The 18,408-nt window shown below is 72.0% G+C and carries 13 protein-coding genes; 9 read left to right on the forward strand and 4 right to left on the reverse strand.

The genetic code is table 11. The annotated features are described in order from the left end of the window. Nucleotides 1-6: 6 nt before the first annotated feature. Nucleotides 7-4,137 (reverse strand): HAMP domain-containing protein, encoded by a 4,131-nt coding sequence (locus ACWBNA_RS36900; RefSeq protein WP_482708899.1) that lies wholly within the window; start codon nt 4,135-4,137, stop codon nt 7-9. A 113-nt stretch (nt 4,138-4,250) separates the two neighbouring features. Here ACWBNA_RS36900 and ACWBNA_RS36905 point away from each other — a divergent pair, with 113 nt between their 5' ends. Together ACWBNA_RS36905 and hemW are read left to right on the forward strand one after the other, a co-directional pair. Continuing rightward, complete coding sequence (locus ACWBNA_RS36905) at nt 4,251-6,185, forward strand: SpoIIE family protein phosphatase (protein WP_482708900.1); 1,935 nt, start codon at nt 4,251-4,253, stop codon at nt 6,183-6,185. 169 nt (nt 6,186-6,354) lie between these two features. Continuing rightward, nucleotides 6,355-7,587, forward strand: coding sequence for a radical SAM family heme chaperone HemW (gene hemW, locus ACWBNA_RS36910; protein WP_482708902.1), 1,233 nt, complete (start codon nt 6,355-6,357; stop codon nt 7,585-7,587). Nucleotides 7,588-7,798: 211 nt separating this feature from the next. On the opposite strand, the gene ACWBNA_RS36915 is transcribed toward hemW, so the two are convergent. Together ACWBNA_RS36915 and ACWBNA_RS36920 are read right to left on the reverse strand one after the other, a co-directional pair. Next, nucleotides 7,799-8,605 (reverse strand): DUF3097 domain-containing protein, encoded by an 807-nt coding sequence (locus ACWBNA_RS36915; protein ID WP_482708903.1) that lies wholly within the window; start codon nt 8,603-8,605, stop codon nt 7,799-7,801. 34 nt (nt 8,606-8,639) lie between these two features. Further along, on the reverse strand, nt 8,640-9,368 hold the full coding sequence (locus tag ACWBNA_RS36920; RefSeq protein WP_482708904.1) for an MBL fold metallo-hydrolase: 729 nt from the start codon (nt 9,366-9,368) through the stop codon (nt 8,640-8,642). Nucleotides 9,369-9,529: 161 nt separating this feature from the next. On the opposite strand from ACWBNA_RS36920, the gene hrcA reads away from it, so the two are divergent. The 5 genes from hrcA (at nt 9,530) to ACWBNA_RS36945 (ending at nt 14,092) form a co-directional block, all read left to right on the forward strand. Next, nucleotides 9,530-10,546 (forward strand): heat-inducible transcriptional repressor HrcA, encoded by a 1,017-nt coding sequence (gene hrcA / locus ACWBNA_RS36925; RefSeq protein ID WP_468654320.1) that lies wholly within the window; start codon nt 9,530-9,532, stop codon nt 10,544-10,546. Next, a complete protein-coding gene (dnaJ, locus tag ACWBNA_RS36930) occupies nt 10,547-11,683 on the forward strand; it encodes a molecular chaperone DnaJ (RefSeq protein WP_482708905.1) in 1,137 nt (378 codons plus the stop codon). It abuts the gene before it with no gap. Nucleotides 11,684-11,864: 181 nt separating this feature from the next. Continuing rightward, entirely contained in the window at nt 11,865-12,938 is a 1,074-nt protein-coding gene (locus ACWBNA_RS36935) for a nitronate monooxygenase (RefSeq protein WP_482708906.1), read from the forward strand. After that, nucleotides 12,935-13,672, forward strand: coding sequence for a 16S rRNA (uracil(1498)-N(3))-methyltransferase (locus ACWBNA_RS36940; RefSeq protein ID WP_482708908.1), 738 nt, complete (start codon nt 12,935-12,937; stop codon nt 13,670-13,672). The genes ACWBNA_RS36935 and ACWBNA_RS36940 overlap by 4 nt, the downstream gene beginning before the upstream one ends. Nucleotides 13,673-13,696: 24 nt before the next feature. Further along, the gene (locus ACWBNA_RS36945; RefSeq protein WP_482708909.1) at nt 13,697-14,092 is read left to right on the forward strand and encodes a VOC family protein; all 396 of its coding nucleotides are present in this window, start codon (nt 13,697-13,699) and stop codon (nt 14,090-14,092) included. Here ACWBNA_RS36945 and ACWBNA_RS36950 read toward each other — a convergent pair. Beyond that, entirely contained in the window at nt 14,034-14,432 is a 399-nt protein-coding gene (locus ACWBNA_RS36950) for a hypothetical protein (protein WP_482708910.1), read from the reverse strand. The two genes, ACWBNA_RS36945 and ACWBNA_RS36950, sit on opposite strands and share 59 nt — an antisense overlap. An 80-nt stretch (nt 14,433-14,512) precedes the next feature. On the opposite strand from ACWBNA_RS36950, the gene ACWBNA_RS36955 reads away from it, so the two are divergent. Continuing rightward, nucleotides 14,513-15,043: a hypothetical protein gene (locus ACWBNA_RS36955; RefSeq protein WP_482708911.1), complete on the forward strand. Its 531-nt coding sequence runs from the start codon at nt 14,513-14,515 to the stop codon at nt 15,041-15,043. Nucleotides 15,044-15,128: 85 nt separating this feature from the next. Continuing rightward, nucleotides 15,129-18,332 (forward strand): S41 family peptidase, encoded by a 3,204-nt coding sequence (locus ACWBNA_RS36960; protein ID WP_482708912.1) that lies wholly within the window; start codon nt 15,129-15,131, stop codon nt 18,330-18,332. Nucleotides 18,333-18,408 lie beyond the last annotated feature (76 nt).

Below are 18,408 nucleotides of genomic sequence, written 5' to 3' on the forward strand. Positions count from 1 at the left end.
CCTCATTCAGTCGTCCGCCGGCGGGACCACCGCCTCCTCGGCGTCGGCGTGCTCCTCGTCATGCGCGCTCTCGGGGTCCAGGAGTGCGCAGACGACGGTCAGCAGCTGGTCGACGTCCACCGGCTTCGGTACGTAGTCGTTGGCGCCTCGCGCGATGGATTTCTCGCGGTCTCCCGGCATCGCCTTCGCGGTGAGGGCGACGATGGGCAGGCCGATCCAGCGCGGGGTGCGGCGGATGGCGGCGATGGTCTCGTAGCCGTCCATCTCCGGCATCATGATGTCCATCAGGACGAGTTCGACGTCCGGGTTGCGTTCCAGCGTCTCGATGCCCTCGCGGCCGTTCTCGGCGTAGAGGACGGGCATGCCGACCCGGCCCAGGACATGGGTGAGGGCGAAGACGTTGCGGATGTCGTCGTCGACGATCAGCACCCTGCGCCCGGCCAGGACCTGCCCCGCACGCCCCTCCTTCCACGCTTCCAGCTTGGTGGGCGCGGGCCAGGAGTCCTCCGGCTCGTGGGTGGTGGGGAAGAGCTCGGTCGACAGTTCGTCGGACACCGGCACGGGCCGGTCCTCCGGGGTCGGGCCGGTCGCCGAGTGGCCGGGGCTGATGACGGGGACGTACAGCGTGAAGGTGGATCCCTTGCCGGGCTCGCTCTCGGCGACGATACGGCCGCCCAGCAGGCCGGCGATCTCCCGGCTGATGGACAGCCCCAGGCCGGTGCCGCCGTACTTGCGGTTCGTCGTGCCGTCGGCCTGCTGGAACGCCTCGAAGATCACGGGTAGTTTCTCGCGGGCGATGCCGATGCCGGTGTCGGAGACCGCGAAGGCGATCACGTCGTCGCTGTCGCGGACGTGACGGTGCTCGGGGTCCTTCATGCGGTTCACGCGCAGCTCGACCCGGCCCGTGGCGGTGAACTTGATCGCGTTGGAGAGCAGGTTGCGCAGGATCTGCTGGAGGCGCTGCTCGTCCGAGTACATCTCCCGCGGTACGTCCTCCCCGACCGTCACCTCGAAGGCGAGCCCCCGGTCGATGGTGAGGGGGCGGAAGGTGGCGTGGACGTAGTCGAGCAGTTTGATGAGGGGGAGCCTCTTGGGGCGGACGTCCATCCGGCCGGCCTCGATCTTCGACAGGTCGAGGATGTCGTTGATCAGCTGGAGGAGGTCGGAGCCCGAGCGGTGGATCGTCGACGCGAACTGCACTTCCTGGTCGGAGAGACGGCCGTCCGGGTTGTCGGAGAGCAGACGCGCCAGGATCAGCAAGGAGTTGAGCGGTGTGCGCAGTTCGTGCGACATGTTCGCCAGGAACTCCGACTTGTACTGCGAGGACGTGGCCAACAGGGCGGCCTTCTCCTCCAGTTCGGCGTTCGAGCGCTGCAACTCCGCCTGTTGCTTCTGCAGTTCGTCCGAGCGTTCCTGCAGCTGCATGGCCAGGCGCTGGGACTCGCCGAGCAGGGACTCGGTGCGGGAGTTGGCGATGATGGTGTTGATGGCGACGCCGATGGTGTTCACGAACTGGTCGAAGAAGGCCAGGTGGACGTCGGAGAAGCGGGAGAAGGAGGCCAGCTCGATCACGCCGAGGAGCTTGTCCTCGAAGAGGATCGGGATGATGACGACGCTCGCCGGGGCCGCCTCACCTAGACCACTGTTGATCTTGATGTAGTCCGGCGGGGCCTCCTCCACCAGGATCCGCTTCTTCTCCCGCGCGGCCTGGCGTACCAGACCGTGCACCGGCATGGCTCCCGTGTCGACGGTCGCGCTCTGCGCCGAGCCGTACCCGGCGATGAACGCGAGCCCCTTCGCCGGAACGGCCGTGTGCAGAGACGTGCCGTCCTCGTCCGGGTCGGCGAGGAAGAACGCGCCGTACTGGGCGTTCACCAGCGGGGTCAGCTCCCGCAGGATCAGGTCGGCGACCTCCATCAGGTCCCGGTGGCCCTGCATCAACGCGGCCAGGCGGGCCAGGTTCGACTCCAGCCAGTCCTTCGCGCGGGTCGTCTCGCGGAGGTTGGCCACCATCAGGTTGATGTTGTCCTTCAGCTCGGTGACCTCGCCCTGCGTCTCCACGGTGATCGAGCGGGACATGTCGCCCTGGGCCACGGCGGAGGCGACCTCGGCGATCGCGCGGACCTGGGTGGTCAGGTTCAGGGCGAGTTCGTTCACGTTCGTCGTCAGGCGTTTCCAGGTGCCGTACACGCCCTCCACCCGGGCCTGGCCGCCGAGCTGGCCCTCGCTGCCGACCTCTCGGGCCACCCGGGTGACCTCGGAGGAGAAGGAGGACAGGGTGTCGACCATCGTGTTGATGGTCGTCTTCAGTTCGAGGATCTCGCCGCGGGCGTCCACGTCGATCTTCTTCGACAGGTCGCCCTGCGCCACGGCCGTCGCCACCTGGGCGATGTTGCGGACCTGCGAAGTGAGGTTGTCGGCCATGTAGTTGACGTTGTCGGTGAGGTCCCGCCAGACGCCGGAGACGCCCAGCACCTGGGCGCGGCCGCCGAGCCGGCCGTCGGTGCCGACCTCGCGGGCCACGCGGGTCACCTCGTCGGCGAAGGCGCGCAGCTGCTCCACCATCGTGTTGACGGTGTCCTTCAGTTCGAGGATCTCGCCGCGGGCGTCGACCGTGATCTTCTTCGACAGGTCGCCGTTGGCGACGGCGGTGGTGACCTGGGCGATGTTCCGCACTTGCGACGTCAGGTTCAGCGCCATGAAGTTGACGTTGTCGGTGAGGTCCTTCCAGACCCCGCTGACGCCCCTGACCTGGGCCTGACCGCCGAGGTTGCCTTCGGTGCCGACCTCGCGGGCGACCCGGGTCACTTCGTCGGCGAAGGCGGACAGCTGGTCGACCATCGTGTTGATCGTCGACTTCAGCTCCAGGATCTCGCCCTTCGCCTCGACCGTGATCTTCTTGCCGAGGTCGCCCTGCGCCACGGCGGTGGAGACCAGGGCGATGTTGCGGACCTGCGACGTCAGGTTGTCCGCCATGAAGTTGACGTTGTCGGTGAGGTCCTTCCAGACGCCCGACACGCCCCGGACCTGGGCCCGGCCGCCGAGGTTGCCTTCGGTGCCGACCTCGCGGGCGACCCGGGTGACCTCGTCGGCGAAGGCGGACAGCTGGTCGACCATCGTGTTGATGGTGGACTTCAGCTCCAGGATCTCGCCCTGCGCGTCGACGGTGATCTTCTGGCTCAGGTCGCCGTTGGCCACGGCGGTGGTGACCTGGGCGATGTTGCGGACCTGCGAGGTCAGGTTCGAGGCCATGAAGTTGACGTTGTCGGTGAGGTCCTTCCAGACGCCCGACACGCCTCGCACCTGCGCCCGGCCGCCCAACTGGCCTTCGGTGCCGACCTCGCGGGCCACCCGGGTGACCTCGTCGGCGAAGGCGGACAGCTGGTCGACCATCGTGTTCACGGTCAGTTTCAGTTCGAGCAGTTCGCCGGTCGCCTCGACCGTGACCGTGCGGGTCAGATCGCCGCGGGCCACGGCCGTGGTCACCAGGGCGATGTCACGGACCTGGGCGGTCAGCCGGGACGCCATCGTGTTGACCGCCTCGGTCACGTCCCGCCAACTTCCGGACAGGCCCGTCACCTTGGCCCGTCCGCCGAGCCGCCCCTCGGTGCCGACCTCGCGCGCGACCCGGGTCACCTCGCCGGTGAACAGGGACAGCTGGTCGACCATCTTGTTCACGGCCCGGCCGAGCCGCCGCAGGTCACCGCGCAACTGCCTGCTGCCGTCGTGCAGGTCGACCCGCTGGGTCAGGTCGCCGCCGGCCACCGCGTCCAACACCCGCGTGGCGTTGGCCGCCGGGGCGACCAGGGCGTCGAGCACCTGGTTCACATCGTTGACCCGGGAGGTCCAGGCGCCCTGGCCCGGGCTGGCCGAGAGACGTTCGTCGAGCCGGCCGTGCCGTACCAACTCCCGCTTCACCCGCTGCACTTCCGTGTTGAAGTGGGTGCTGCGGTCCATGATTTGGTTGAAGACGGCGGTCAGTTCGGCCACCAGGCCGTGGCCCGATTCCGGCACCTTCGAGAAGTCGCCGTCCCGGGCCGCGGTCATCGCGGCAAGCAGAGGACGTAGATCCGATGCTCGAATCAGGCCATCTTTGTGCCCCTCTTCGAGCACACGTGTAGCACTGTTCTCACTCATGGCGGCCCACTTCGGTAACTCGGCGCTTATGGGCGGGGCCAGTCTGTCACTCTGTCGGCATCGACTGAGGCGTATTCGTCCGAACCGCTCGGGGAGCTGTAGGGGAGCTGTACATGGGTGCCATTTCGACGCAACGGGAGACCATTTCCCGTGCCTCTGATGCGCCTGCGCACGAAGGGGCGCCCCGGCGCACCGAGGCGCTTGCCCCCGCAGACGCGCCCCCGCGCGCGCACGTGCACGCCGCCCTGCCCGGCAGCTCCCTCGCGCCGAGCGCCGCCCGCGCCCTGTTACGCGCCGCGCTGGCCGAATGGGCCGAGCGCGACCTGCCCGGCACCGAGCACCTCACCGACCTCCTGGCCGGCGACGCCCTGGTCGTCGTCAGCGAGCTGGTCACCAACGCCGTCGTGCACGCCGGCACCGACGTCGAGCTGGACTGCCGGCTGGAACCGGAGACCGGCGCCCTCGTCGTCGAGGTCCTGGACCACCACCCCTCGCGCGCTCCACGCGACGCCGCCGAAACGTCGTACGAGACACCCGAGTACGGGCGCGGCCTCAGACTGGTCGCCGCGCTCTCCGAGTCCTGGGGCATCACCTACCGCACGGGCGCCAAGACGGTGTGGGCGCGGCTGCCCGCACAGGGGGAGTCGGCCGCGGACGCGCGGGAGGCGTACACGGGGGAGCGGGAGCTGCGTGTGGCGGAGATACTCGCCCCGGAGCCGCAGCGCACCGAGCAGGACCAGGACTGGCTCAACCGGGGCGCCCTCTCCTTCCTCGCCGAGGCCTCCGACCTGCTCGCCGGGCAGCTCGACGAGAACCTGGTGGCCGCGCTCGCCGGACAGCTGATCGTGCCGCGGCTCGCCGAGTGGTGCGCGGTGTGGCTGGAGGACGAGGCCACCGGCGGCCGCGGCGGCTGGGCGGCCGACGGGTCGGGACCGCGCCTGGCCCGGGTGTGGCACGGCAGCGAGAACCGCATCGAGGAACTGCGCCAGGCCCTGGAGAAGGAACCACCGCACCCGCCCGACCCGGCACGGCCGGGCCCCGCCCCGTTCCCCTGGCCCGGCGAGGCGCTGGGTTCGCACGGCACCCACGGCTCCGCCCTCGCCTACCGGCTGACGGCCGGCGGCCGCCCGCTCGGCACCCTGGTCATCGGCCGGTCCGGGCTGTTCGGCTTCGCCGACGAGATCACCGGCCTCGTCGAGGACCTCAGCCGGCGGGTGGCCCTCGCCATCGGCGCGGCCCGCCAGTACGCCCGGCAGGCCACCATCAGCGCCGTCCTGCAGCGCGGACTGCTGCCCGGCGCGGTCGCCGAGATACCGGGGGTGCGCAGCGCCCTGGTGTACGAGCCGTGCGACAAGGGCGGACCCAGCGGCGACTTCTACGACCTGTTCCCGGCCGGCGACGGCCGCTGGTGCTTCGCCGTCGGCGACGTCCAGGGCAAGGGACCCGAGGCGGCCGTCGTCATCGGCCTCGCCCGGCCCTGGCTGCGGCTGCTGGCCCGCGAGGGCTACCGCGTCGCCGACGTCCTCGACCGCCTCAACCAGCTGCTCCTCGACGACGCGACGGAGGCCGCGGACGCGGCGGCCCGCGCACTCATCTCCGCGGGCGGCCGGCCGATGGCCCCCGGAGACGGCCCGCAGACCCGCTTCCTCTCCCTCCTCTACGGCGAACTTGCCCCCTTCGACGGAGGAGTGCGCTGCACCCTCGCCTCCGCCGGACACCCGCTGCCGCTGCTCCTCGGCGCGGACGGCGAGGTCCGCACGGCCGCGCACCCGCAGACCCTCCTCGGGGTCGTCGAGGACGCCACGTACACCAGCGAGACCTTCGAGCTGCGCCCCGGCGACAGCCTGCTGTGCGTGACCGACGGGGTGACCGAGCGGCGCAGCGGCTCACGCCAGTTCGACGACGAGGACGGGCTGGCGGAGGCGCTCGCGGGCTGCGTGGGACTCGACGTGGAACTGATCGCGGAGCGCATCAAACGGCTGGTGCACGAGTTCGGGGCCCGGCCGCCGGAGGACGACCTGGCCCTGCTGGTGCTGCAGGCCGAATAGCCGGCCAGAGCCTGCCCGGCGGATCAGGTCGCAGGAGAACGACGGCGCCTCATCGCCGCTGGAAATCGACGGCGCCTCATCGCCGCAGACCGTGTGCCGGGCCCCGCCTCCGCGGCATGATCGCCGAGCAGGCCCTGGGCCGGGGCGCGCGTGCTGGACAATGGAAGGCATGCCTTCCGCACTCCCCGACGGCGAGCCCGTCCCCGACGACGGCGCACTGCCCGCGCCCGCGCTCGCCGGGGCGGCCGACCGCCCCCTCGGGTTCTACCTGCACGTTCCGTACTGCGCGACCCGCTGCGGCTACTGCGACTTCAACACCTACACCGCGACCGAGCTGCGCGGCACCGGTGGCGTCCTCGCCTCCCGCGACAACTACGCGGACACCGTGATCGACGAGATCCGCCTGGCCCGCAAGGTCCTCGGCGACGACCCGCGCGAGGTCCGCACGGTCTTCGTCGGCGGCGGCACGCCCACCCTGCTGGGCGCGGGAGACCTCGTACGGATGCTGGCGGCGATCCGCGACGAGTTCGGCCTCGCCGCGGACGCGGAGATCACCACCGAGGCGAACCCGGAGTCGGTGGATCCGGCGTATCTGGCCGCTCTGCGCCAGGGCGGCTTCAACCGGGTCTCCTTCGGCATGCAGAGCGCGAAGCAGCACGTGCTGAAGGTGCTCGACCGCACGCACACGCCGGGGCGCCCGGAGGCGTGCGTGGCGGAAGCGCGTGCGGCGGGGTTCTCGCACGTCAACCTCGACCTGATCTACGGCACCCCGGGGGAGTCGGACGACGACTGGCGGGCCTCGCTGGAGGCTGCGCTGGGCGCCGGGCCGGACCATGTGTCGGCGTACGCGCTGATCGTCGAGGAGGGCACCCAGCTGGCCCGGCGGATCCGGCGCGGCGAGGTCCCCATGACGGACGACGACGTGCACGCGGACCGGTACCTGATCGCCGAGGAGATGTTCTCGGCGGCCGGCTTCGACTGGTACGAGGTCTCGAACTGGGCGACTTCGGACGCCGGGCGCTGCCTCCACAACGAGCTGTACTGGCGCGGCGCCGACTGGTGGGGCGCGGGGCCGGGGGCCCACAGCCACGTGGGCGGCGTGCGCTGGTGGAACGTGAAGCACCCGGGCGCGTACGCGGCGGCCCTCGCCGCCGGGCGCTCGCCGGGCGCGGGCCGGGAGCTCCTGTCGGAGGAGGACCGACGGGTGGAGCGGATCCTGCTGGAGCTGCGGCTGCGGGAGGGTGTACCGCTGTCCCTGCTGCACGCGGACGGCCTCGCGGCCTCGGGGCGCGCCCTGTCCGACGGGCTGCTGGAGGCCGGGCCGTACGAGGAGGGGCGTGCGGTGCTCACGCTGCGGGGGCGGTTGCTGGCGGATGCGGTGGTGCGGGATCTGGTGGACTGAGGGGTTTCCGCCCCCGCCGCCCCTTCCCGCCCCGTCCCGTTCCTGGGGGCTGCGCCCCCAGACCCCCGCTTCGGCCTGAACGGCCTCGTCCTCAAACGCCGGAGGGGCTGAAATCAGCCCCTCCGGCGTTTGAGGAGCGGGGTCTGGGGCGGAGCCCCGGAAGGACGGGAACGGGAAGGGGCGGCGGGGGCGACAATGCAGGGGTGCGGCCCTACTCCGGGGCCGTGACGAAGTCGATCAGTTCCTCGACGCGGCCCAGCAGCTCCGGCTCCAGGTCCTTGTAGGAGTTCACCCGCTTCAGGATCGCCTGCCACACCGCGCCCGTGTTCTCCGGCCAGCCCAGGGCCCGGCAGACGCCCGTCTTCCAGTCCTGACCGTGCGGGACGCGGGGCCACGCCTCGATTCCCACGGCGGAGGGCTTCACGGCCTCCCAGATGTCGATGTACGGGTGGCCGACGACCAGCGCGTGATCGCTGGTCACCGACTCGGCGATACGGAACTCCTTGGTGCCGGGGATCAGGTGGTCCACCAGGATGCCCAGGCGGGCGTCGGGCCCGGGCGCGAACTCCGTGACGATGGCCGGGAGGTCGTCGACGCCCTCCAGGTACTCCACGACCACGCCCTCGATGCGCAGGTCGTCGCCCCACACCTTCTCGACCAGTTCGGCGTCGTGCCGGCCCTCGACGTAGATGCGTCCGGCGCGGGCCACGCGCGCGCGTGCGCCGGGGACGGCCACCGAGCCGGAGGCCGTACGGGTGGGGCGTACCGGAGCGCGGCCGGTGGGACGTACGAGGGTCACCACCCGGCCCTCCAGGAGGAAGCCGCGCGGCTCCAGCGGGAACACGCGGTGCTTGCCGAAGCGGTCCTCCAGGGTCACCGTGCCCGCCTCGCAGCGGATCACCGCACCGCAGAAGCCCGTCCCCGCCTCCTCCACGACCAGGCCGGACTCCGCCGCGACCTCACGGGCGGGCTGGGGCTTCTTCCACGGCGGAGTCAGGTCCGCAGAGTACTGGCGCATTCGGATGACGATAGGAGAAGACGACGCGGGGCCGTCACGACACGCCGAAACGCTCGGCCAGGGCGTCCCGCTGCGCCCGGACGAACGCCGCGTCCACCACCGCTCCGTGACCGGGCACGTACCGCGCGTCCTCGCCGCCGAGTTCCAGCAGGCGGTCGAGGGCGGCCGGCCAGTGGGACGGTACGGCGTCGGGGCCCGCCTGGGGTTCACCGGACTCCTCGACCAGATCGCCGCAGAAGACCACCTCCGGCGAACCGGGGACGAGGACCACGAGGTCGTGGGCCGTGTGGCCGGGGCCCACGTTCGCCAGCAGGACCTGGCGGCCGCCGCCCAGGTCGAGCGTCCACTCGCCGGAAACGTGGTGGCCGGGGACCGGCAGGGCGTCGACGGCCTCGTCGGCCAGGTGCGCGTCGAGCCCGTTGCCGACCGCGTCCGCGCGCAGTTCCTCACGCCCCTGCCGGGCGGTGAACACCGTCTCGACGCCGACCGCGCCGAACACCTCCGCGCCCGCGAACGCCGCCGCCCCGAAGACATGGTCGAAATGCGGATGCGTCAGCGCGAGATGAGTCACACGACGACCGGCGAGTTCCTGTGCCCGAGCCCGCACCCGTGCCCCCTCCGCCAGGCTCGACCCGGCGTCGATCACCAGGGCCGTGCCCGCCCCGACGACCAGCCCCACCGTGCAGTCCCACACCGGCAGGCGGCACCGGCCGACCCCGGCCGCCAGCCGCTCCCACCCCAGCTCTTCCCAAGTCACCGTCATACCGCGACGCTAGCGGGGAAGCCTCCACGGGCACGGCATCGCAGGCCCGGCCTTGCCCCGGGCGTACCCCACGGCCGTACACTGGCCGGGGTGCGCTGGCACTCGGATGTGACGAGTGCCAGGCGAAGCGCCAAGGGGTCGACTTTCTGGAGGTGTGCGCGATGCTGAGTGAACGCAGGCTCCAGGTGCTGCGCGCCATCGTCCAGGACTACGTCGGCACCGAGGAGCCGGTCGGCTCCAAGGCGCTCACCGAGCGGCACAACCTCGGTGTCTCGCCGGCGACCGTGCGCAACGACATGTCGGCCCTGGAGGACGAGGGGTACATCGCCCAGCCGCACACCAGCGCGGGGCGGATCCCCACCGACAAGGGCTATCGGCTGTTCGTCGACAAGCTGGCCGGCGTCAAACCGATGACCGGCCCGGAGCGGCGCGCCATCCAGAACTTCCTGGACGGCGCCGTCGATCTCGACGACGTGGTGGCGCGGACCGTACGGCTGCTCGCGCAGCTGACGCGGCAGGTCGCCGTCGTGCAGTACCCGTCGCTCACACGGTCGACGGTGCGGCACGTCGAGCTGCTGTCCCTCGCCCCCGCGCGCGTGATGCTCGTCCTGATCACGGACACGGGACGGGTCGAGCAGCGGATGGTCGACTGCCCGGCGCCGTTCGGCGAGGCCTCGCTGGCCGACCTGCGGGCGCGGCTCAACAGCCGGATCGCCGGCCGTCGCTTCGCCGACGTGCCGCATCTGGTGGAGGACCTGCCCGAGGGTTTCGACGCCGAGGATCGCGGCACCGTCTCGATGGTGCTCTCCACCCTGCTGGAGACGCTCGTCGAGGAGAACGAGGAGCGGTTGATGATCGGCGGCACCGCCAATCTCACCCGCTTCGGACATGACTTTCCCCTCACCATCCGGCCCGTCCTGGAAGCCCTCGAGGAGCAGGTCGTGCTCCTCAAGCTCCTTGGCGAGGCGGGAGATTCGGGCATGACCGTACGCATCGGTCACGAGAACGCCTACGAGGGACTCAACTCCACTTCGGTGGTGTCGGTCGGCTACGGTTCGGGCGGCGAGGCAGTCGCCAAGCTCGGCGTGGTCGGACCGACCCGCATGGATTACCCGGGAACGATGGGAGCGGTACGCGCAGTGGCACGGTACGTCGGACAGATCCTGGCGGAGTCGTAAGTGGCCACGGACTACTACGCCGTTCTCGGCGTGCGCCGCGACGCGTCGCAGGAAGAGATCAAGAAGGCCTTCCGGCGGCTCGCACGCGAGCTGCACCCGGACGTCAACCCCGATCCGAAGACCCAGGAGCGGTTCAAGGAGATCAACGCCGCCTACGAGGTGTTGTCGGACCCGCAGAAGAAGCAGGTCTACGACCTCGGCGGGGATCCCCTGTCCCAGGCGGGCGGCCAGGGCGCGGGCGGCTTCGGAGCCGGCGGCTTCGGGAACTTCTCGGACATCATGGACGCCTTCTTCGGTACGGCGTCCCAGCGGGGTCCGCGCTCGCGCACCCGGCGCGGCCAGGACGCGATGATCCGGCTGGAGATCGAGCTCGACGAGGCGGCCTTCGGCACGACGAAGGACATCCAGGTCGACACCGCGATCGTCTGCACCACCTGCAGCGGCGAGGGTGCGGCACCGGGGACCTCCGCGCAGACGTGTGACATGTGCCGCGGTCGCGGTGAGGTGTCGCAGGTGACGCGGTCCTTCCTGGGCCAGGTCATGACCTCGCGCCCCTGCCCGCAGTGCCAGGGCTTCGGCACGGTCGTGCCGACGCCGTGCCCGGAGTGCGCCGGCGACGGCCGCGTCCGGTCCCGTCGGACCCTGACCGTCAAGATCCCCGCCGGTGTCGACAACGGCACCCGCATCCAGCTGGCCGGCGAGGGCGAGGTCGGGCCCGGTGGCGGTCCCGCCGGCGACCTGTACGTCGAGATCCACGAGCTGCCGCACTCGCAGTTCCAGCGGCGGGGTGACGACCTGCACTGCACGGTCACCCTCCCGATGACCGCGGCCTCCCTCGGCACCAAGGTCCCGCTGGAGACGCTGGACGGCCTGGAGGAGGTCGACATCCGGCCCGGCACCCAGTCCGGCCAGTCGATCCCGCTGCACAGCCGGGGCGTCACGCACCTGCGCGGCGGCGGACGCGGTGACCTCATCGTCCACGTCGAGGTGCAGACCCCGAACAAGCTCGATCCCGAGCAGGAACGTCTGCTGCGCGAGCTGGCCAAGCTGCGGGGCGAGGAGCGGCCCACGGGGCAGTTCCAGCCGGGACAGCAAGGGTTGTTCTCGCGGTTGAAGGACGCGTTCAACGGTCGTTGACGGGTGGCGGCGGAAGGCTGTTCCTCGCCCCCGCCGCCCCTTCCCGTTCCCGTCCCTGGAGGCTGCGCCCCCAGACCTCCGCTTCGGTCCTGAACGGGCCTCGTCCTCAAGCGCCGGACGGGCCGATGCCAAGGGGAAGGGTCGATTCGGACTTGTTCGGAGGACGTGACAACATGCCGTCATGTCCTCCGCACTGACCGATCTCTTCCCCCACCCGATCGTGCAGGCCCCCATGGCGGGCGGCGTCTCCGTACCGACGCTCGCCGCCGCCGTGTCCGAGGCCGGCGGGCTGGGGTTCCTCGCTGCCGGGTACAAGACGGCCGACGGCCTGTACCAGGAGATCAAGCAGTTGCGGAGCCTGACGGCCCGCCCGTTCGGCGTGAACCTCTTCATGCCGCAGCCGGAGTACGCGGACCCGGCCGCCGTCGACGTGTACGCCCATCAGCTGGCCGGCGAGGCCGCCTGGTACGAGACCGAGCTGGGCGACCCCGAGAGCGGCCGTGACGACGGCTACGAGGCCAAGCTCGCCGTGCTGCTCGACAACCCGGTGCCGGTGGTCTCGTTCCACTTCGGCGTGCCGAGCCGGGACCTGCTGGACTCGCTGCGCCGGGCCGGCACCTTCACGCTGGTCACCGCGACAACCGCAGAGGAGGCCCTCGCGGTCGAGCGGGCGGGCGCCGACGCGGTGATCGCGCAGGGCGTGGAGGCGGGCGGCCACCAGGGCACCCACCGCGACATCCCGGAGACCGACGGCTCGGGCATCGGGCTCCTGTCCCTGATAGCGCAGGTCCGCGAGACCGTGGGCATCCCGGTCGTCGCCGCCGGCGGCATCATGCGCGGCGGCCAGATCGCCGGCGTGCTCGCCGCGGGCGCCAGCGCGGCCCAGCTCGGTACGGCGTTCCTCGCCACCCCCGAGTCCGGCGCGTCCGCCGTGCACAAGCAGGCACTGACCAACCCCCTCTACGTGCGTACCGAGTTGACCCGCGCCTTCTCCGGCCGCCCGGCCCGCGGACTGGTCAACCGCTTCCTGCGCGAGCACGGCCCCTACGCGCCCGCCGCCTACCCGGAGATCCACCACCTGACCGCCCCGTTGCGCAAGGCGGCCGCCAAGGCGGGCGACGCGCAGGGCATGGCGCTGTGGGCGGGCCAGGGGCACCGGATGGCCCGTGAGCTGCCCGCCGGACAGCTGGTGGAGGTGCTTGCGGCCGAACTCGCCGCCGCCTGGACAGCGTTGTCGCGGGGCGGGGCGCGATGACGGCGCCGGTGTTCGTCGTCGAGCACGTCGACGCGGGCGGCGGGCAGTACGTCCTCGACGGGCCCGAGGGGCGTCACGCCGTCTCCGTGAAGCGGCTGCAGCCCGGCGAGAGTGTCGTCCTCACCGACGGTGCCGGGCGCTGGGCCGGGTGCGAGGTGGTCGGCACCGAGGGCAAGGACCGGCTGATCGTCCACATCGCGAACGTGTCCGAGGAACCTCCCCCGTCGCCCCGCATCACCGTCGTCCAGGCCCTCCCCAAGGGCGACCGCGGCGAGCTGGCCGTCGAGACGATGACCGAGACCGGCGTCGACGCGATCGTCCCCTGGGCGGCCTCCCGCTGCATCACGCAGTGGAAGGGCGACCGCGGCCTGAAGGCGCTCGGCAAGTGGCGGGCCACCGCCCGGGAGGCCGGCAAGCAGTCCCGCCGGGTGCGCTTCCCCGAGGTCGCGGACGCCGTAACCGGCAAGCAGGTTGCGGCACTTCTCGCCAAAGCCGACTTCGCCGCCGTACTGCACGAGAGCGGCGACGAGCCCCTGGCCACCGCCGCCCTGCCCGCCGAGGGCGAGATCGTGCTCGTCGTCGGCCCCGAAGGCGGTGTCTCCCCCGAGGAGCTGGCGCTCTTCGCGGAGGCGGGCGCGAAGGCGTACCGGCTCGGACCCACCGTGCTGCGGACGTCGACCGCCGGGACCGCGGCGACCGCCCTGCTCCTCGGCCGCTCCGGCCGCTGGTCCTGACCTCTGCCACCAGGAGAACGGTTCGTGGAACTCGCCCAGGTACGCCTGCTCGTCAGCGACTTCCCCGCCTGCTACCGCTTCTACGCCGAAGTCCTCGGTCTGAAGCCGCAGTCGGGGACGGCCGAGGGGCCGTACGAGAAGTTCAGCCCGGCCACCGGCTCCGCCGGAATAGCCCTCCAGGACCGGGCCATGATGTCCGAGATCCTCGGCGACGAGCTGGGTGACGCGGCCACCGGCCACCGCTCCCTGGTGGTGCTGCGCGTCGACGCCCTGGACGCCTACTGCGAGGAGATCACCGCCCGCGGAGCCACCCTGCTGCGCGGCCCGGCGCCGATGACCGACCGGATGCGGGTCGCGCACCTCAAGGACCCGGAGGGCAATCTGGTGGAGCTGCAGGAGTGGCTGCTGCTGCGCGGCTGACGGCCACGGCGGGCAGCAGGCCCCAGCCGTCCAACTCCCCGCCGCCGGACAGCAGTCCGCGTTTCGCGGCCTCGTCGACCAGGGCGCGTACGACGCCGGGTTCGTGCAGGTTGACGTAGTGGCCGTGGGCGTCGCTCACGCCGCCCGAGTGGCCGGGGTAGCCGCCGCCCGCGTCGTGTCCCTCGCCGGACCGGAAGACGATCCGGGTGCGGACGCCGTCGCACAGCAGGGTGAGGGTCTCGCGGCAGGGCTCGCCCCCGCCGTGCCGGTGACGGACGTTCCACAGGTAGACGGTCCGCTCGTCCACCACGAGCCTTCTGAGGCTGCGTTCGTTGCGCATCCGTCCACGGTAACGAGCAGGCGCGCGAGTGGCCGTTTGCGCTCTACCGCGACGGGCGGGACAGTGGCAGGCTGCCTGGCATGGGGGCGTTGACGAGGATTCGGCGTCGGCCGCACGGGCGGCGCGTGGCGGCTGTGGTGACTCTGGGCGTGCTCGCCGTGGGTGGGACGGTCGCCTGCGATCCGAGCGGGCTGAACTCCGCGACCGTGGCGTACACGACCGACCAGACCGTGACCGACGAGCTGGAGCGGCAGAAGGCCGACGTGCGGTGGCTCAACTGCACGGCCTCGTACGGCGACAGCGGCGCGACGCCGACGGCCACCGAGAACGCCGTCGCCGATGTCGACTGCCAGGGCGAGACCGACGACGGCAAGGACATCACCGTCACCGGCAAGGTCACCCGAGCGGTCAGTGGGGCGTGTGTGCGCGGGGACCTGACCGCCAAGATCGACGGCAAGCAGTGGTTCCACGTCGAGGGGCTCGGGAACTGCGACGCGCGGACCACCCCGCCCGTCGACAACCCCGGTCAGCCCGGGCCGACGGTCACGGTGACCGTCACCAAGACCGTCTACTGCCAGAAGGCGCCCCAGTGCTGGCCGGACGGCAAGTGAGCCGCCGCAGCGGACGGCCGGTCGCGTGATCCAAACCTGGTTCAAACCCCTGTCACCGGTCGCCGTGCGTGCATAGGGTGATCGGGTGACACAGTCAGCGACCTCCGCGTATCTCCGGTTCCCCCACCTGCACGGCGAGTTGGTCGCCTTCACCGCCGAGGACGACGTGTGGCTGGCCCCGCTCGACGGCGGCCGGGCCTGGCGGGTCAGCGCCGACAACGTGCCGGTCACCCACCCCCGCATCTCGCCCGACGGCACCACCGTCGCCTGGACCTCCACCCGCGACGGCGCCCCCGAGGTGCACATCGCCCCGGTCGACGGCGGCCCCGCCAAGCGCCTGACGCACTGGGGCAGTTCACGCACCCAGACACGCGGCTGGACCGCGGACGGCGAGGTCCTCGCGCTCAGCACCTACGGCCAGGCGAGCCTGCGCCGCAGCTGGGCCCGCGCGATCCCGCTCGACGGCGGCCCGGCCACGACCCTGCCGTACGGCCCCGTCGGCGACGTCGCCCACGGCGGCCCGGGCACGGTCCTGCTGTCCGCGCCGATGGGACGCGAGGCGGCCTGGTGGAAGCGGTACCGGGGCGGTACGGCGGGCAAGCTGTGGATCGATCGCGAGGGCGAGGGCGAGTTCGTACGGCTGCACGAAGAGCTGGACGGGAACATCGAGTACCCCGTGTGGACGGGCGACCGGATCGCCTTCCTGTCCGACCACGAGGGCACCGGCGCGCTGTACTCCTCCCTCGCCGACGGCTCCGACCTGCGGCGGCACACGCCGCTCGACGGTTTCTACGCCCGGCACGCGGCCGGGGACGGCACCCGGGTCGTGTACGCGTCCGCCGGTGAACTGTGGATCCTGGACGACCTCGACGGCGCCGAGCCCCGCTGGCTCGACGTGCGGCTCGGCGGACAGCACACCGACCGGCAGCCGTTCACGGTGAACGCCTCCCGCTGGTTCGGCTCGGCCGCCCCCGACCACACCGCGCGCGGCAGCGCGGTCGCCGTGCGCGGAGCCGTGCACTGGGTGACCCACCGCGCCGGCCCGGCCCGCGCACTCTCCGCCGAACCCGGCGTACGGGCCCGGCTGCCGCGCACCTTCCGCGCCGAGGGCGAGGAGTGGGTGGTGTGGGTGACGGACGCCGAGGGCGACGACGCCCTGGAGTTCGCGCCGGCCACCGGTCACGCGCCCGGCGCCACCCCGCGCCGGCTCGCCGCCGGACAGCTCGGCCGGGTCCTCGGGCTCGCCATGGCACCCGACGGCAGCCGGGCCGCGGTCGCCGCGCACGACGGACGGGTCCTGCTCGTCGAACGTGAGACGGGCGAGGTCCGCGAGGTCGACCGCAGCGAGGAGGGGGACGTCTCCGGGCTGGTCTTCTCGCCCGACTCGGCCTGGCTCGCCTGGTCGCACCCCGGCCCGGGCCCGCTGCGTCAGCTCCGGCTCGCCAACACCACCGACCTCTCGGTCACCGAGGCGACCCCGCTGCGGTTCCGGGACTACGCCCCGGCGTTCACCCTCGACGGCAAGCACCTCGCCTTCCTCTCCAACCGCTCCTTCGACCCGGTCTACGACGAGCACGTCTTCGACCTGGCCTTCGTGGTCGGCGACCGCCCGCACCTGATCACGCTGGCCGCGACCACGCCCTCCCCGTTCGGCCCGCAGCGGCACGGCCGCCCCTTCGAGGCGCCCGACAAGGACGAGACGCCCGACAGCGAGGGCACCCCGGCCACCCGGATCGACCTGGAAGGCCTCGCCGACCGGATCGTGCCGTTCCCGGTGGAGGCGGCCCGCTACTCCAACCTGCGGGCGGCGAAGGACGGCGTGCTGTGGCTGCGGCACCCGGTGCGCGGGGTCCTCGGCTCCTCCCGGGCCACCCCGGACGACCCGGACCCGCACACCGAGCTGGAGCGCTACGACCTCGCCCAGCAGCGCATCGAGCACCTCGCCGTCGACGCCGACCACTTCGCCGTCAGCGGCGACGGCAAGCGGGTACTGCTGTGGACCGACGGCCGGCTCAAGGTCGTCCCCAGCGACCGGCGTGCCTCGAACGACGACGACAGCGACACGAACATCACCGTCGACCTCACCCGCGTACGGCAGACCGTCGACCCGGCGGCCGAGTGGCGGCAGATGTACGAGGAGACCGGCCGCGTCATGCGGGACCACTTCTGGCGCCCCGACATGAACGGGGTCGACTGGCCCGGCGTCCTCGACCGCTACCGTCCCGTGCTGGACCGGGTCGCCACCCACGACGACCTCGTCGACCTGCTGTGGGAGGTCCAGGGCGAGCTCGGCACCTCGCACGCCTACGTCGTCCCGCGCGGCGGACACGGCGGCGGGCCCCGGCAGGGCCTGCTCGGTGCGGACATCTCCCGCCACGCGGACGGGACCTGGGTCATCGACCGCATCCTGCCGACCGAGACCTCCGACCCGGACGCCCGCTCCCCACTGGCCGCGCCCGGTGTCGCGGTGCGCGCAGGGGACGCGATCGTGGCGGTGGCCGGAATGCCCGTCGACCCGGTGACCGGACCCGGACCGCTCCTCGTCGGTACGGCGGGCAAGCCCATCGAGCTGACGATCTCGCCGTCCGGCGGGGGCGAGGTGCGGCACGCGGTGGTCGTCCCCACGGCGGACGAGGAGCCGCTGCGCTACCACGCGTGGGTCGCGGACCGGCGGGCGTACGTCCACGAGAAGTCCGGCGGCCGGCTGGGCTACCTCCACGTGCCGGACATGCAGGCGCCCGGCTGGGCCCAGATCCACCGCGACCTGCGGGTGGAAGTCGCCCGGGAGGGACTGGTCGTGGACGTCCGCGAGAACCGCGGCGGGCACACGTCCCAGCTCGTCGTCGAGAAGCTGGCCCGGCGGATCGTCGGCTGGGCCGTGCCGCGCGGGATGCGGCCCTACAGCTACCCGCACGACGCGCCCCGCGGGCCGGTCGTCGCCGTCGCCAACGAGTTCTCCGGCTCGGACGGGGACATCGTCAACGCGGCGATCAAGGCGCTGGGGATCGGGCCGGTGGTCGGTACGCGGACGTGGGGCGGGGTGATCGGGATCGACAGCCGCTACCGGCTGGTCGACGGGACGCTGATCACCCAGCCGAAGTACGCGTTCTGGCTGGAGGGTTACGAGTGGGGGGTCGAGAACCACGGCGTCGACCCGGACGTGGAGGTCGTGCAGCGGCCGCAGGACCATGCGGCGGGGCGGGACGTGCAGTTGGACGAGGCGGTGCGGGTGGCGCTGGAGGCGTTGGAGTCGGCTCCGGCGAAGGTTCCGCCGGTGTTGCCCACCTAGGGGCGCGGGGAACTGCGCGACAAGCCACAGAGCAGCAGCACCCCGCGACGATACGATGCCCAAGCGCGATCAACCC

It is taken from the genome of Streptomyces sp. Q2, from assembly GCF_056820935.1.

Excerpts from the sequence above, each read along its gene's own strand:
- ACWBNA_RS36900 (WP_482708899.1), bottom strand. The coding sequence starts at position 4,137 with ATGAGTGAGAACAGTGCTACACGTGTGCTCGAAGAGGGGCACAAAGAT.
- ACWBNA_RS36905 (WP_482708900.1), top strand. The coding sequence starts at position 4,251 with ATGGGTGCCATTTCGACGCAACGGGAGACCATTTCCCGTGCCTCTGAT.
- hemW (WP_482708902.1), top strand. The coding sequence starts at position 6,355 with ATGCCTTCCGCACTCCCCGACGGCGAGCCCGTCCCCGACGACGGCGCA.
- ACWBNA_RS36915 (WP_482708903.1), bottom strand. The coding sequence starts at position 8,605 with ATGCGCCAGTACTCTGCGGACCTGACTCCGCCGTGGAAGAAGCCCCAG.
- ACWBNA_RS36920 (WP_482708904.1), bottom strand. The coding sequence starts at position 9,368 with ATGACGGTGACTTGGGAAGAGCTGGGGTGGGAGCGGCTGGCGGCCGGG.
- hrcA (WP_468654320.1), top strand. The coding sequence starts at position 9,530 with ATGCTGAGTGAACGCAGGCTCCAGGTGCTGCGCGCCATCGTCCAGGAC.
- ACWBNA_RS36935 (WP_482708906.1), top strand. The coding sequence starts at position 11,865 with ATGTCCTCCGCACTGACCGATCTCTTCCCCCACCCGATCGTGCAGGCC.
- ACWBNA_RS36940 (WP_482708908.1), top strand. The coding sequence starts at position 12,935 with ATGACGGCGCCGGTGTTCGTCGTCGAGCACGTCGACGCGGGCGGCGGG.
- ACWBNA_RS36950 (WP_482708910.1), bottom strand. The coding sequence starts at position 14,432 with ATGCGCAACGAACGCAGCCTCAGAAGGCTCGTGGTGGACGAGCGGACC.
- ACWBNA_RS36955 (WP_482708911.1), top strand. The coding sequence starts at position 14,513 with ATGGGGGCGTTGACGAGGATTCGGCGTCGGCCGCACGGGCGGCGCGTG.